The sequence below is a fragment of the Silvanigrella sp. genome (genome assembly GCF_044369315.1).
Taxonomy (GTDB): Bacteria; Bdellovibrionota_B; Oligoflexia; order Silvanigrellales; family Silvanigrellaceae; genus Silvanigrella.
Genome location: NZ_JBIPMD010000071.1, coordinates 1 through 14,357, shown reverse-complemented (window position 1 = coordinate 14,357; position 14,357 = coordinate 1). Strand labels below are relative to the sequence as shown.

16 protein-coding genes are annotated in these 14,357 nt (G+C 27.4%); 2 read left to right on the top strand and 14 right to left on the bottom strand.

The window, feature by feature from the left end:
* Window positions 1-102 precede the first annotated feature (102 nt).
* From ACIQ56_RS07850 to ACIQ56_RS07785, 14 genes are all read right to left on the bottom strand, one after another.
* Window positions 103-567 carry an NAD(P)/FAD-dependent oxidoreductase gene (locus ACIQ56_RS07850; RefSeq protein WP_397600518.1) on the bottom strand — a complete coding sequence of 155 codons (465 nt, stop codon included), beginning with the start codon at window positions 565-567 and terminating at the stop codon, window positions 103-105.
* Window positions 568-756: 189 nt separating this feature from the next.
* Window positions 757-987, bottom strand: coding sequence for a response regulator (locus ACIQ56_RS07845; protein ID WP_397600517.1), 231 nt, complete (start codon window positions 985-987; stop codon window positions 757-759).
* Window positions 988-1,111: 124 nt separating this feature from the next.
* The gene (locus tag ACIQ56_RS07840; RefSeq protein WP_397600516.1) at window positions 1,112-2,863 is read right to left on the bottom strand and encodes a hypothetical protein; all 1,752 of its coding nucleotides are present in this window, start codon (window positions 2,861-2,863) and stop codon (window positions 1,112-1,114) included.
* A 5-nt stretch (window positions 2,864-2,868) separates the two neighbouring features.
* The gene (locus ACIQ56_RS07835; RefSeq protein WP_397600515.1) at window positions 2,869-3,171 is read right to left on the bottom strand and encodes a hypothetical protein; all 303 of its coding nucleotides are present in this window, start codon (window positions 3,169-3,171) and stop codon (window positions 2,869-2,871) included.
* Between the two features lie 94 nt (window positions 3,172-3,265).
* Window positions 3,266-4,204 (bottom strand): DnaJ C-terminal domain-containing protein, encoded by a 939-nt coding sequence (locus ACIQ56_RS07830; protein WP_397600514.1) that lies wholly within the window; start codon window positions 4,202-4,204, stop codon window positions 3,266-3,268.
* Window positions 4,205-4,291: 87 nt separating this feature from the next.
* Window positions 4,292-4,618, bottom strand: coding sequence for a hypothetical protein (locus ACIQ56_RS07825; RefSeq protein WP_397600513.1), 327 nt, complete (start codon window positions 4,616-4,618; stop codon window positions 4,292-4,294).
* Between the two features lie 21 nt (window positions 4,619-4,639).
* On the bottom strand, window positions 4,640-5,077 hold the full coding sequence (locus tag ACIQ56_RS07820) for a hypothetical protein (RefSeq protein ID WP_397600512.1): 438 nt from the start codon (window positions 5,075-5,077) through the stop codon (window positions 4,640-4,642).
* 109 nt (window positions 5,078-5,186) lie between these two features.
* A complete protein-coding gene (locus ACIQ56_RS07815; protein ID WP_397600511.1) occupies window positions 5,187-5,648 on the bottom strand; it encodes a twin-arginine translocase TatA/TatE family subunit in 462 nt (153 codons plus the stop codon).
* Window positions 5,649-5,739: 91 nt separating this feature from the next.
* Entirely contained in the window at window positions 5,740-6,078 is a 339-nt protein-coding gene (locus ACIQ56_RS07810) for a hypothetical protein (protein ID WP_397600510.1), read from the bottom strand.
* A gap of 58 nt (window positions 6,079-6,136) precedes the next feature.
* Complete coding sequence (locus ACIQ56_RS07805; RefSeq protein ID WP_397600509.1) at window positions 6,137-6,595, bottom strand: hypothetical protein; 459 nt, start codon at window positions 6,593-6,595, stop codon at window positions 6,137-6,139.
* A 110-nt stretch (window positions 6,596-6,705) separates the two neighbouring features.
* Window positions 6,706-7,122: a hypothetical protein gene (locus ACIQ56_RS07800; RefSeq protein ID WP_397600508.1), complete on the bottom strand. Its 417-nt coding sequence runs from the start codon at window positions 7,120-7,122 to the stop codon at window positions 6,706-6,708.
* Window positions 7,123-7,333: 211 nt separating this feature from the next.
* Window positions 7,334-8,488, bottom strand: coding sequence for a lysylphosphatidylglycerol synthase domain-containing protein (locus ACIQ56_RS07795; RefSeq protein WP_397600507.1), 1,155 nt, complete (start codon window positions 8,486-8,488; stop codon window positions 7,334-7,336).
* The gene (locus tag ACIQ56_RS07790; RefSeq protein WP_397600506.1) at window positions 8,472-9,896 is read right to left on the bottom strand and encodes a sigma-54-dependent transcriptional regulator; all 1,425 of its coding nucleotides are present in this window, start codon (window positions 9,894-9,896) and stop codon (window positions 8,472-8,474) included. The genes ACIQ56_RS07795 and ACIQ56_RS07790 overlap by 17 nt, the downstream gene beginning before the upstream one ends.
* Window positions 9,893-12,061 carry an ATP-binding protein gene (locus ACIQ56_RS07785; protein ID WP_397600505.1) on the bottom strand — a complete coding sequence of 723 codons (2,169 nt, stop codon included), beginning with the start codon at window positions 12,059-12,061 and terminating at the stop codon, window positions 9,893-9,895. Before ACIQ56_RS07785 ends, ACIQ56_RS07790 begins: the two co-directional genes overlap by 4 nt.
* 123 nt (window positions 12,062-12,184) lie before the next feature.
* Between ACIQ56_RS07785 and map the strand changes: the two genes are divergently transcribed.
* On the top strand, window positions 12,185-12,949 hold the full coding sequence (map, locus tag ACIQ56_RS07780; protein ID WP_397600504.1) for a type I methionyl aminopeptidase: 765 nt from the start codon (window positions 12,185-12,187) through the stop codon (window positions 12,947-12,949).
* Window positions 12,950-13,069: 120 nt separating this feature from the next.
* Complete coding sequence (locus ACIQ56_RS07775; protein WP_397600503.1) at window positions 13,070-13,849, top strand: substrate-binding periplasmic protein; 780 nt, start codon at window positions 13,070-13,072, stop codon at window positions 13,847-13,849.
* The last annotated feature ends 508 nt before the right edge of the window (window positions 13,850-14,357 follow it).

Below are 14,357 nucleotides of genomic sequence, written 5' to 3'. Positions count from 1 at the left end.
GAAGTTTACTACAATCGTGTTAGAAAGCATTCGTCGAATGGATATCTGTCTCCAGTTATATTTGAAATAACTAGACCAATGAAAAAGGTCGGTTAATTGTGTCTATAAAATTGGGGGAAGATCACCTGTTTCAGATGACCATAAAGCACCATTAAAATGCGATAAGTTTTCTATATTAGACATTTCATTTTTATCTAAATATTTTAAATCTACATCATTATAAAAAGCATTTTCTTTAATTTGAATAAGATTTGAATACTGTTCATCATTATTTATTACAATAAATTTACCGCATTTATTAAATTGAATCGAATTTTTTTTACAAATATCGTAAATCATTTCTTTTCCTAATTTACAATATTTTGCTTTAAGTGAATTTTTTTTATAATATATTCCAGCATGAATAACTTCACTATTTCTTGATGAAGTTTCCACTCCAAAAGTAGGGTTTTTTTCTAAAACAGCAATGGTCATATTTGGAAATTTTTTTGATATATAATAGGCTATACTTAATCCTAAAATCCCTGAACCAATAACTACAGTATCTAGGTAAACTTCACTATTCATTAATATTTAAAATCCTTGAGTCATTATGATTTAATGGCTATTCCAGCTTTTTTCTTTTTTATCTCTTCCAATTTATCAAACATGTTTTCCTTAGCCAATGGCTTCAAAATATTACCTGTCGCTCCATGTGATAACATATTTTGTATATCTAAAGCTCCATTTTTGGAGGTCATCATGATAACAAAAATTTTAGGATAACGTTTTTTTTATCTCAACCAAAGCCTCAAGCCCATTCATGACGGGCAAATCCCAATCTAAAAAGACACAATCTATATTTTTTTCATCTTCAATTGTTTCTAGAGCATCTTTACCGCTTTTAGCTAAAAATAGTTTAAATTCATCAATATTATCAAAATAGTCATTTACAGATGCCAAAACAGATTTTGATGCATCAACTACCAAAACATTCAGTTTAGACATTTAATTTCTCACTAAAAATGATTCTTATAGAAGAAACACTTTAAACTTTACAGATAATGAACATTATAATTTTATATGAGTTTAAAGAATTAATCATCATGCGTCATTATTCTGTCAGTTTAATTTATGGTAATTCTGATTTTTTAAAGTAAATCCATTTAAAATTATAATAATTTTTCATAACTCCTTGAACAAATTCTTTAATTTTTTTATCGGGTATATATTCCATAAAAATAGCATCATCATTTATTTTTAAATTATTTTGAAGCCAAATATCAGTTGATACGACACCTGCTTTATAAGCACTAATTGCATTGACAACATTATTTTTATATTTTTCTAAAGTATTTTTCATATTACATACTTTAGCTAAAGTTTCTTGATAAGATGTTTTTTGATTAATGAAAAAACCTTCTTGTCTAAAGATTGAATACATTATATCAGGATCCACATAACAGCTATCAACAGCAAGTTTTAACTCATCTTTATGAAACTGCGGATAAAATAAGAAATAAAGAAAATTATTATTTTCAGAAAATCGATCTAATGTATTTTTTATTTTTGAAACAAGAAGAATGGCATCTAAATATTCACCAGTTAAATAATTAAGCCAAACAATATTATTTCCAATTATTTCTGGTTTATTTTCTTTAGGCCAATCTTTATAAAGATTTTCCCAGTTTTTGGTTAACCACTTAATTTCATCTTTAATAATTAAAATTTCAATATTTTTTTTCGTTTGAAATGTTTTTTGAAAATCATCTATCTTATTTATTTTATTTTCAATCTTTAACTTTGAAATAAATAAAATAACCGATTTTAAGGCAAGCTCCATAGAGGAATTATTTTGTATTTCTGGATAACGAATCCATTTTACCATTTCACCTTCCCAAGCATCAGGAAAAGGAGATAAATCTTTAGTCGATGCTCTGCCAGATAAATTTTTAATCATTTGGCCTGAAAGAGAATCATATAAACCCAAAGGATTCGACAATCCTGACATTAAATAATATTTTTTTGCTTCTTTAAAATTATTTTCAGCTGTATAAGCTCTTCCTATCCAATAATATGAGGAAGATTTTACTGTTATATCATTTGTGTTTTTAGCGATTTTATTAAATAACTCAATTGATTTATAAAACTCTCCATTTAAAAAATAGGAAAGCGCAACTTTTTCATTTAGCATTTCAACACTATCGAGATTTTCACTATCAAAAGTTTCTGTATTCTTATTTTCTAAAGAAATATTTAATATTTTTGGAATTTTTTGTTTTTTATTTTTTAAATTATTACCCAGAAAAATGGTATCGATTAATAATACTGGTTTTTCTTGATCAATTGCAGCAAAAATATCATTAGATAAAATAATATCATTATATCCAAGTGGTGTGAATAAAATACTTTCATTTTGTACGAGATTTTTCCAACCATAACTATCACATAAAGAATTACACTGATCATTTTGAAAAGAAGTGAAATCAAAATTTTTAACCATATTTTCTTTTTTAGAATATTCATTTATTGATAACAAAGATGAAATAGAATAAGCTTTAAATGCAAATTTATACAACGAAGTTGTTAGACCCTCTTTGTATAAAAGATTTTTAGAAATCTCTTTAGCATTACTAAACTTTTTTTCTTTTAAATTTTCAAATGCATTTAATAATAAATTGGTTGAATCAAGTAGTTCAAAATCTTCATTTGAAATATTACTTAACAACAAATTTTGAATTTCTTTTTTTGTACTACTTTCTTTAAGATCTTCATGACCTATAGGCTTAGGTAAGGTAGTACAAGACGAAATAAAAGCCGCGACAGTAAAAGTCACAGCCTTCTTAAAACCAAATAACTTATAAATAAGTTCTTTATGACTCAATTGAATTAAGCCCTCTGTGCTCCAAGCTTATTGCCAAGAATATCTGCTACCATTTTTTCAACTTCACCGGCAAATGGCTTATGAGTAAAAGCGATTTTTCTTCTTACTTCACAAATATGCACTTTACCATTATCATTTTTAAGTTCAATGCAAATTTCACTTGTGCCCATTTTTTCTATTTTAATTATAAGTTCATTATTATTCCAAGAAGTTTTTACGTAATCTTTTTTTATTTCTTTTGCTATAAGACCTGTCAATTCTGATTTAACGGATTCAATCTCTTTATTTATAACATAATTAATTGACATATTTAGTCCTTTTTATAATTGAGAATTTTTATAAAAAATTTGAAATTTAAGTAAATTTCAAATAGATAAAAAATTACCTTATCAGAGGCGCAAATTAAAAACCAGCTTTTTGAAGCTCTTCAAAAAGTGCCCGATTTTCATCGGAGAGTTCGTCTTGAGTAGGAACTTTTACGGATATAATCGCATAAAGATCTCCTCTTTCTGAAGTGCCCATAATTGGAAATCCAAGACCTTTTAAACGAACCTTTATTCCATTTTGCATTCCTGGTCTTATTTTAATTTGTTTAATTCCTTGAGGTGTATTTACATCTAAAACACCACCCAAACATAAAAGGCTGTATGGCGTTTTTGTATCCACTTCAATATCATTATCTTTCCGAACAAAATCGGGGTGGGACATCACTTTTACATTCAAATAAAGATCCGCTTTATGACCATCTGGTGCTGTTCGCCCATGATTTTTTACTCTTAGTTTTTTACCGGTATCTATTCCTGCTGGTACTTTAATACGGGTTGAAATATTTTCACCATTACTCAAAGAAAAACTAACATATCTCTCTGAACCAAGATAAGAATCCATAAAACCAATCTCAAGATCATGCTCTAAATCATAGCGAGAATAATCTTCGGGCTCTGGTTTAAATCCACCTCTTCGAGCACTTGCTCTATGCTGCTGTTGAGAGGCTCCTTTGCCAAAACCACCAAATTTTCCTGCACCATTAAATCCTCCAAAACCAGAAAAGCCCATATCTCTGAAAATACTATCAAAATCCATATTTCTAAAAATATCTTCTTGAAATCCAGTGCCTTGCTGCTGCGTAAAACGCGCGTCACCTAACATATCGTATTGACGTTTTTTCTCTGGATCAGACAAAACCGCATAAGCTTCTGACATTTCTTTAAATTTTTCTTCTGCTGATTTATTTCCAGGATTTCTATCTGGGTGATACTGCATAGCCATTTTTCGATAGGCTTTTTTGATCTCGTCCGAGCTTGCGTTTTTATTTACACCTAAAATTTCATAATACTTCATTTGGTTCTCCAATCCATAAACGAATTCTTATAAGAATCACGTTTTATGAAAATTTAATGCCCAAATGAATGATGGCAAGGGCTTTTTCTAAGACTTTTTAACTAGTTGTTCTATATGATAAAATTCATGTTCTAAAACAATTTCCAACAGCTCTTCATCTTCAAAACCAAAAAATTCAAACCAGTTTATTCCAACCAATTCAGGAGTAGGAGTCACTTTTTCATCTCCTTCATCATTTTCATAATATTCAAATGCTTTTTGAACAACACCATCACCTAACATTTCAAAATAATGGTATCCATCACCATTTAAAAATTGACCATCACGAGAGTCTCCAGTCCAAAATTCTCTACAATACCAAACTTCATCGGGTTTTCTTTTGACTCTGACGGGAAAATTAATAACATTTTCCATAATTTAAAAATATCCTTTTAATTAATGAAGCTTTTCATAAAAATTCTCACATGAAATGCTCTGTCTAGGAAGTGACTTTAACAATTTTTCAGCGTGAATCAATCTTTCTACCCTCGGCTTAATTCTATTTTCTCCTAAGGGAAATAAAACTGTATGATAAAAATGCTGCTGAGATAGAAGTTTCTCTCCCGTTTTCCTAACATCTAATAGCAAAGGTAACAAAGCTTTTGCTTGTTCATGGGAACGATTTTCCATTTTAAGAGCTTCTAAAATGTCTTTGAGGACCATTTCTGAAAGTTTTTCAAAATTCTTTACCCGATTTAATCTTCTATTAAAAATTAAAAATCTCAACTTTTTTTTATTTTTAAAATAGCTTTTTTTGAAAGATCTAAAAAAATACAATATCAATAAAATAGTTGGGATAGTAACAGAACTTATGTAAATTGCTTTTAAATTCAAATCCATATTTATTCCCAATATGATTCTTTTATTCATTTTGTATCGGCAAATTTTTTTATTAGGAAAAAATATATAGATAAATATGTCAAAAATTATTTAAAATATCAGATTAAACTCGAGGCCCTACAAAATCTTTTGACATGATGTATTCATTTGGAGTTACAAAAGCAGGATTTATTATTTCTTCATTTGAATTTGAAAATTCAATATGATTTACAAATTCTTCATTATTCTGACGAATTTCATCTATTTGAAAAGAATCAATATCCTCTTGTGGAACAGCCAAATGGCCATGAATCGTATCATAATTTTCAGAAGATTCTATATCCATATTCACAGTAGATGAATTTATAAGTGCCTGAACTTCAAGTTTTTCTTCCTCAAAGTTAATGCTTCTTTGGACATCATTCTTAACATCTTGCCAAGAATTTTGCACATCTTTAGCTACTTTCTTTGCCTGATTAAAACCCTTTATCATTTTTTTCATATTTTCAGGTAATTTATCATTACCAAATAAAATAAGTGCAATAAGAGCTATTAAAAGTATTTCACCGCCGCTAAAACCAAACACAAAGATACTCCAAAATAATTGGAAAACATTAAAAATAGCGTACACTTTAGCATTAACAATTGAGATTAATGAAATCAAGTTTTAAGTAATGCTATCTCCAACCAGACATTTGATGAAACTTTTTAAGATCCTTATCGAATTTTGACATTTTTTTGTCCGAGGAGCAATTCCTTTTTTTCTTTTTCGCATGACTCGCTGATTGAATGACTATCACTTTCCAAATAATATCACCCCTTCCATCTGCCAATAACATAACAACGTCAGTAGAACCATTTTTTTTTGCTTTTAAACAAATTTTACCTGATAAATAATCATTTTCAATTACCAAAATATCTTTATTTTTAATAGAAATTTCTAAAATTTTTTTTTTGTGAAACCATTTTGCATTTTCCAAACAAAATTTGAACTTCTTTTTTTTCAATAAATTCATTTGGGAATACTTTTGAAGATATTATTAAAATTAAAAATAAAATAATTATTTTTAGCATTTAATATTTAATCCACTCAGAGCAATTTTGAATATTTTTTATCTTTTCAATATCATTAAAATTTACAATTATAGTTACTAGTTTTAAAGATTTCATATTTGAATATTTAAACATTTTAGATGTATAATTTGTTTTATCAGACTTAAAATACAAATTATTGTTGTTGTTTTTATTTAAAAAAAACAAACCCAAATAACAGATATCCTCACCATTTATTGAATGTAATAAATAATATTTGTTACCTATAATAAGCATAAAAGATTCTTTATATAAATCCCAAGAACCTTTAAATATAAAATAATCATACTTCATAGCTTTAGGTATATTATATAACAAAGAATTATTGTTTTTAAATTGAATACTTTTGTTTACATTTATATTCTTAAACAATTTAAATAAAGATGTAAATATCAAAAATATAACGGCAATAATTAAAAAATATGTAATCATTTTCTTCATTCATTTCATTTCCCATAAAAAAACCCAAAGTTAAAATTAAACCTTTTAACTTTGGGCTAAATATCATGAACAAAAACAATACAATTTAATATAATTTTAATTCAATACATTTATTTCTTTTTTAAATAAGTTCTGCTTGGCATGGGAACTTTTTTAACATTGCTAATCCCTGTAATTTCAGACTTTAAAGAGCCATTTAAAGGATTAGAAACAACTTCAAATTTTGAAATAGATAAAGAGTCATTTAAAGTTGCAGAAAAACGATTTACTCCTGACAAAGGAATTAATGGCTTTCTATGGTTCTGAATAGATTCAGAAAAAATTGAATCCATCAATATTTTTCCCTTAACAAGGGAAGACTCAATTTCATTTTTATATTTTAGCTTGTCTTCAACACCAGCCATATTTGTATAGAGATGGCATAGCTCAGTATGATTACGAACCCAATCATAAATTTGACGAAGATTCTCAACCTTTTCAAAATCCATGCTAGATATAAAAGAATCATTAAAAAATTTACCTTGCATTATCCACCTCCTTTCTAAAAATTAAAAATAATAAATTAGAGCTATCCCTGCCCAATTTTTTATATCGACAAAATTTAGATGCAACTTTAGAAATTATAACAGCTTAGAGTTCTTAGGAATTTTTGTCTTCTACAAAAAAGTACAAATTAACATAATGCATTATAACATAAATTTTAAAAAAGGGTGTATTTTTTATAAAAAAAATTCAAAGCTAAGCATCTGTAATGTCAGATGTTTTTTTGCTTTCTATTAACTGCTGATTTTTCCTAGATAATAAAATGGCACGTATTTGTTTAGCACTCAATCTTGCAAATAAAATACCAACAGCAGATACCGCCAATAAATTGACGGACGTTTGAAGCAGCTGAGACGAACTTGCTACCTGGGGCGAAATTAGAAAAAGAGAAAATACAATGGCAGCAATGATTTGCATTCCACCCACTCCAGCTATTCCTATTGGCAGCAAAGAAGCGATAGACAAAACTGAAATTGTGGCAAGAATAACTTCAAAAGGAATTTTACTAGATAAAGCTAAACTACTTAAATACAACCCTAAGCAGGATAAAAGAACGCATATTATGCTATAAATAACGGGTTTCCAAAACAAATATAATTTACTACTTCCTAAAACAATGGCATCTAATAAAGAATTTATTTCATGAAATAATTTTCTTATAATTTTATTTAAAAAGCTTTTTTTAAATAAAACAAGAAATAGGCGTTCAAACCTACTTAATATTTTACGAAATACTTTTGACTTAGCAAGAAAAGGTAGCATGATAATAGATATAAATAAAAATAGGATAAGTACTAAAAAACCTTTTAAACTATTCGCATTTTCACTCATGTTTATATTGGAACTAATTTGAAAATAAACAAATGTTGAAACAATGAATCCAAAACCTAACATGACAAGAATTCCAATTAATCTATCAATAATAGAGACAGCTGCTAATTTAGACTTTAAAGCCAATTCTGCTAAATTTTCTTTAACTTCAATTTCTTTTTTATCTTCTATTTTTTGATTTAGATTTTTATCCGCTCCTATCATTAATCCAATTCGAATGACCTCTATAAAAGCCATAGATCCTGGCATCCATTGACCAACACCATTACTCACAAAAGTAGCAGCTAATACATTTTGAAAATCGGTTTTAATTTTAAATATTTTTAAGAGGCTAAAATACCTTAATGTCATAAATAAACAAACGAATATTTGAATAATGGCAATTAATAAAATTAAACTTTTATTATTATCAAAAGCTTTTTTTAAAGCATTAATGTCTATTATTTTTTGATGCAGTAAAAAATAAACAGCAATAGCAGAAAACAAAAATAAAACAATAAATTTAATTAATGTTTTCATTTAATTTTTCCTCATCATTATTTTTTTCATTTTCTGGTACTAACTCAAATTGCCTCATTTTTCTATATAAATGACTTCTTTCCATTCCCATTGCATCCGCGGTTTTTGTTACATTTCCATCAAACTCTTCAAGTTTTTTTAGAATGAAAACTTTTTCAAATTTTGCTCTTGCTTCTCTAAAATCAATAGAAGTAAATAAATTTTCAAATTCTTCATTTTTTTCAAATTTAATGGAATTAATAGGAAAAGGTAAATGTTGAGGCTCAATCAAATCAGCTTTAACCATAATAGATAAACGTTCCATAATATTTTTTAATTCTCGAACGTTTCCTGGCCATGAATATGTTTTTAATATTTGAATTGCAGAATTAGAAATAACTTTATTTTTAATACTATTTTCTGCTGAAAATAAAGATAAATAGTGAGAAGAGATCAATTCTATATCTTCTTTTCTTTGTCTCAAAGGAGGTAAATGAATTGGAATTACATTAATTCTATAATATAGATCTTCTCTAAATGTTCCCTTTTTAATTTCTTCTTCTAGATTTTTATTTGTAGCAGCAATTATTCTAGTATCTACTGAAATAGTTTCGTCAGATCCTACTCTCTCAATTTTTTGTTCTTGAAGAGCTCTTAATAATTTACTTTGAGTTTTTAAACTCATATCACCAATTTCATCTAAAAATAAAGTTCCATTATGCGCTAATTCAAACTTTCCTCTTTTAGAAGAATGAGCGCCCGTAAATGCACCTTTTTCATAACCAAATAATTCACTTTCAATTAATTCGTCTGGAATAGCAGCGCAATTAATTGCTACAAATGGTTTAGAACAACGATTTGATTTTTGATGAATTAATCTGGCAACATTTTCTTTTCCAGTTCCATTTTCACCAGTTATTAAAATTGTAGTATTTTTATTTGCTACCATTTCTACTGTTGAAATTATATCTTTAAGAGCTTGAGAGTTACCTAATAAGGTATATTTTTTTTCAACTCTGTTTTTTAAATTTTGATTTTCAAATTTTAAATCTTTTAAATGCAATATATTTTGAACATTCAATAAAACTTTTTCTAGACTTAAAGGCTTTTCAATAAAATCTGTAGCGCCTAATCTAGTACATTTTACTGCTGTTTCGATATTAGCATGCCCACTCATCATAATAACATATAAATCAGAATTTAATGCTTTTAATTTTTCGAGAGTTTCTGTCCCATCTGAGTCGGGTAACCAAACATCTAAGAAGCAAACATCTGGTAATTCTCTTTTAGCAAGTTTTAAACCTGATTCAGCTGAATTTGCAGTTATTACTTTATAACCTTCATCACTTAATATACCCGAAAGAGTAGTACAGATATCTTTTTCATCATCAATGACCAAAATTTTTCCTGGTAAATTTGTAGTATTCAAATTATTTTATCCTCATTTTCCCTATTCTTTATAGCAGGGATTTCAACGATAAACACTGTACCTTTTGGAAGGTTTTCTTCAACATAAATTTTTCCAAAATGTTCATCTACAATTTGTTTCGCAATTACAAGCCCGAGCCCTGTTCCTGTTTTTTTAGTACTAAAGTAAGGTTCAAATAGCCTAGCTTTTATTTCTTTTGAAAGCCCCTCTCCCAAGTCCATAACTCTTATTTTAACAAACCTCTCTCCCGTATTATAGGATAAAGAGACTGTTACAGGTTGTTTCGTACCATGAGATACTGTTACGGCGTTAGAAATTAAATTCACAAATAAACGAACAATTTGGTCTCTATCATAATTACATATAATTACAGGTAAAAGCTCAATTCGTTCCTCATTTTTTAATACCAGATTATTATTATCTATTTTTATATGAAAAACCATTGAGACATTCTCAATATTGCCAACAAAACCTCTCAAGGCCATATAAACAGATTCAACAATATTGCCTTCCTGCAAAAAAGATTGAGGCATTCTTGAAAACTTAATAAACTCGTCAACTAGTATCTTTATACTTTCTGTACTCTGTAAAATAATTTGAACGGATTCCTTAAATATATTTTTCTCGACTCCAACAAAATGATCCGAAAAACGACGCTCAATTCGCTGTGCCCCTAATTTAATAGGAGTTAAAGGATTTTTAATTTCATGGGCAATCCTTCGTGCCACATCTCTCCAGGCAGCCATTCTTTGCACTTTTGCAAGTTCAGTAATATCATTTATAAATATTATTTTAACAACTTTACCTCTAGAAGAAAGTAACATACTTACTGCCACTTGTAATTGATAATCAATATCTGATATTTTTCCTGACCACTCTAATTCAATTCTTTTTTGTGAAGACTCAGATATTTCAGATAATGGGGGTTGAAATGCTTTTTCAAATATATTTTTTTCTATTATTTGAGATATATGTTTACCTAAAGCTTCTGACTCTTTATAATTAAAAATATTTTCTGCTCTATAATTCCAAGTTTCAATATACAAATCTTGGTCTAAAGCTATTACTGCTGCATTTACATTTCTTAATAGAATTTCATTATATTCTGATTTAATTAATAATTCATCCGCTTTTCTTTTTATTTCGTTAGAATATATATCGACTCTTTCTTTTTCTAATTTTAAATCTGAAACCATGGATCTAAAACTTAAAGCTAATTTACCCATTTCATCATCAGAAACAATGTCATCAATTGTTACGGAATAATCACCATGTGCAACGCTTTCAGTTGCATCTGATAATATTTTCATTGGAACTGTTATCTCTCTTGCTATAGTAAAACCTAGCCAAGTTGCAGAAAAAATAATGAGGAGAGTAATAACACCTAACATTACATAATAAGATAATTTTAAAACTTTTGTAGCATTTTTAGATTCAGGATATTCTGACTTTAATAATAGCCATTGAGGATGAAGCATTTTGGGAGAAATAATTCCAAATGTATAGTTTATATTTGATTTTAATAAAATCATTCTTTCGTTATCATATTCAAACCAAATTGCTTTATTACTTAATTGTGATTTATTTTTTTCAATAACTTCATTTATTTTATAATTATTTTTTAATTCTTTTTTTGATAAATAAATAAATTTATCTTTCTTTTTATCTTTTACAAAATCAAATGAATTAAAATTATCTTTTGCTGGAACTTGATTTTCAAATAACAAAAGAATTTGAGATTGATACATTGCCTCACTATTTAATGTTTCTTCAGTTGCTTCAACAAAATTTGATGGAAGCCATTTTTCAAAATTTGTATTTACAAATTTAGTAGACACATACAATAAAACTACTGTTGGTAATAATGAGAAAAATAAGAAAGCAGTAACAAGTTTTGTATTTAATTTACTACCAAAAGCACCTTGTGAATTATCGACAATTAGTTTTACACCACTTCTAAAAGTTAGAAATACAAATAATAAAAGTAGAATTACGTTAATATTAACAGCAGAAAAAAATAGAAAAAAGGAACTTCCAAAAAATTTATTTCCAAATATTGCTCCATCACTAACGATATAATTTTCAATCCAGGAGCCTGTAAATGCTATAATAATAGCAAAAAAAGCCCATACGAAAAGAACATATAGTCTTGAACGATATTTCATGATTTATATTGCCTCATTTTCAAACAAAATTTTAGTGGCGTTCACCACATCAATAGTATATATGATAGCTATTATGAAAAATAGAAGAATATTTTTTATATTAATACATAAAATGGTGGAATAATGAACGTAAAATCAAATGATGAGATTGAAAAATTAATGAATATTGGACAAATTGTTGCCGATACTCTTGTCTTAATGAAAGAAAAAGCAAAGTCTGGAATGACATCAAAAGATTTAGACGAAATTGGTTTTGAATATTTAGAAAAATTTGGTGCAAAATCTGCGCCAAAGGTAACATATAATTTTCCTGGGTATACATGTATTTCAATTAATCATAAAATAGCTCATGGAATACCTTCTGATACTAAATTAAAAAAGGGTAATTTAATTAATATCGATGTTTCTGCAGAATTAGATGGTTATTTTGCTGATACAGGAGGAACATTTACATTAGAAAATTCTAATCCACATTATGAAAGATTATGTAAAGCAACAATCGATTCTATGTATGCAGGTATATATGCTGCTAAAGCTAATAATAAAATATCTGACATTGGAAGAGCTATTCAAAAAACAGCAAAAAGCTATAATTATAATATAATTGAAAATTTAGGAAGCCACGGCGTAGGAAAAGCACTCCATGAAGAACCAAAATTTATATCTTCTATTTATGATGATAATGATAAAAGAATTCTTTCAAATGGAACCGTTATTACAGTAGAACCTTTCTTATCAAATGGAAGTAACTACGCAAAAGAAAGTCAAGATGGTTGGACCTTATATATTAATAAAAACCACCGAGCAGCCCAATTTGAACATTCCATAATTGTCACAGATGGGGAACCCATTATTTTAACTATTCCAAGTAGCGGAAGATTTTTTTAAAATATTTTTAAATAATAAGTTAATTTTTGCATGACAATATTTCAACTCTTTCTTTTTAAATTATTTTCTAATAAGTTTAGTTTCATAGAATTAAAAATAATTTTTTAATGGAGTGAAATTTTGCTTTTTAAATTTTTAATAAAAATATTTATTTTTATTATTTTCTTTTTTTCATTAAATGTGTTTTCTGAAGAAATTACATTACCCGCTGATCCAAGCTTTACTGGTGAAATTGAAGAAACTCAAGAAAAAAAACTTGGAGGACTAGGTGGAGAAATCATTGCAAAAGCATTAAAGGAAAAAAATATAAAAATGAATCTTGAATGGCGGCCTTGGACAAGAGCTTACAAAGAAGCTTTAGAAAATAGAGATCATAAAACATTTATTATCCCTTTAACCAGAATTCCCGAAAGAGAAGAAAAATTCATTTGGGTCTCCAAAATATATGATGCTCATACCTTGTTTTTGTCTATGAAAGGTTCAAAAAAAATTAATTCCATTCTTGAAGCAAAAAGTTTAAAAATAGGCGTATTAGCATCATCATCTTATAGAGCTATACTTGCTAGACCTGAAAATGGACTAGACCAGAATAACATCGATGAAATTCCAATTGATATTAGAAATTTTAAAAAGCTAATTGGAAAAAGAATTGATGCCTGGTTTACGATTGATATTGTTGCAATACATGCAATTAAAACATTAGCTTCTTTAGAAAAATTATCAGAAAGCGATTTTAATACTGGAAATTCAATATCAATTCAATCCAAATACATAGGAACAACATCGAAAACTTCTCCTGAATTAATTAAAAAAGTTTATAATGCGGTAGAATATTTTAAAAACTCAAAAGAATACCAAAAAATTATCAATCAAATTCCCAAAAGAAATATTAATAAATAATTTTAAATATTTAAATTAAAAATAACTAATATTCCTTTAAATTTAATTTTCTTCTAGATATTCAAAAAAAAATCATATGTCAAAAATTGACAAATTTGAAGTTTATGGATTTATATATCCAATAAAAGAATTTTCATCAAAATAGAACTCCATAACTAAAATGAAATTATAATGAATATCTAATAATTGTAAAATTTAAAGATAAATTTACAATATTTTTTTAAGGATAAAACGAATGAACAAAATAATTTTTTTAATACTTCTGTTTCTCCATAGCATTATATTTGCAAATACAATTAAAATAAATCCTGAAGATATGGTAACGTTACACTTCACGCCCGATAATAGATTACCCTTTTAAAATAGGAGTCCCATCTATAAGTTTGATCCTCCCCTAAGAAAGTAGACACCCAGATCCGAAAAAAACTTATAGGAAAGAGGTGTTGAAATGGTGTTAACCAAAAGAAGGTATACAAGCGAATTCAAGCAAGGGGCGATTGAGCTTACA

Bases quoted from the DNA above. Each gene is read 5' to 3' on its own strand.
- ACIQ56_RS07800 (WP_397600508.1), bottom strand. From the start codon at position 7,122: ATGCAAGGTAAATTTTTTAATGATTCTTTTATATCTAGCATGGATTTT.
- ACIQ56_RS07805 (WP_397600509.1), bottom strand. From the start codon at position 6,595: ATGAAGAAAATGATTACATATTTTTTAATTATTGCCGTTATATTTTTG.
- ACIQ56_RS07830 (WP_397600514.1), bottom strand. From the start codon at position 4,204: ATGAAGTATTATGAAATTTTAGGTGTAAATAAAAACGCAAGCTCGGAC.
- ACIQ56_RS07785 (WP_397600505.1), bottom strand. From the start codon at position 12,061: ATGAAATATCGTTCAAGACTATATGTTCTTTTCGTATGGGCTTTTTTT.
- map (WP_397600504.1), top strand. From the start codon at position 12,185: ATGAACGTAAAATCAAATGATGAGATTGAAAAATTAATGAATATTGGA.
- ACIQ56_RS07845 (WP_397600517.1), bottom strand. From the start codon at position 987: ATGTCTAAACTGAATGTTTTGGTAGTTGATGCATCAAAATCTGTTTTG.
- ACIQ56_RS07850 (WP_397600518.1), bottom strand. From the start codon at position 567: ATGAATAGTGAAGTTTACCTAGATACTGTAGTTATTGGTTCAGGGATT.
- ACIQ56_RS07835 (WP_397600515.1), bottom strand. From the start codon at position 3,171: ATGTCAATTAATTATGTTATAAATAAAGAGATTGAATCCGTTAAATCA.
- ACIQ56_RS07825 (WP_397600513.1), bottom strand. From the start codon at position 4,618: ATGGAAAATGTTATTAATTTTCCCGTCAGAGTCAAAAGAAAACCCGAT.
- ACIQ56_RS07810 (WP_397600510.1), bottom strand. From the start codon at position 6,078: ATGAATTTATTGAAAAAAAAGAAGTTCAAATTTTGTTTGGAAAATGCA.
- ACIQ56_RS07795 (WP_397600507.1), bottom strand. From the start codon at position 8,488: ATGAAAACATTAATTAAATTTATTGTTTTATTTTTGTTTTCTGCTATT.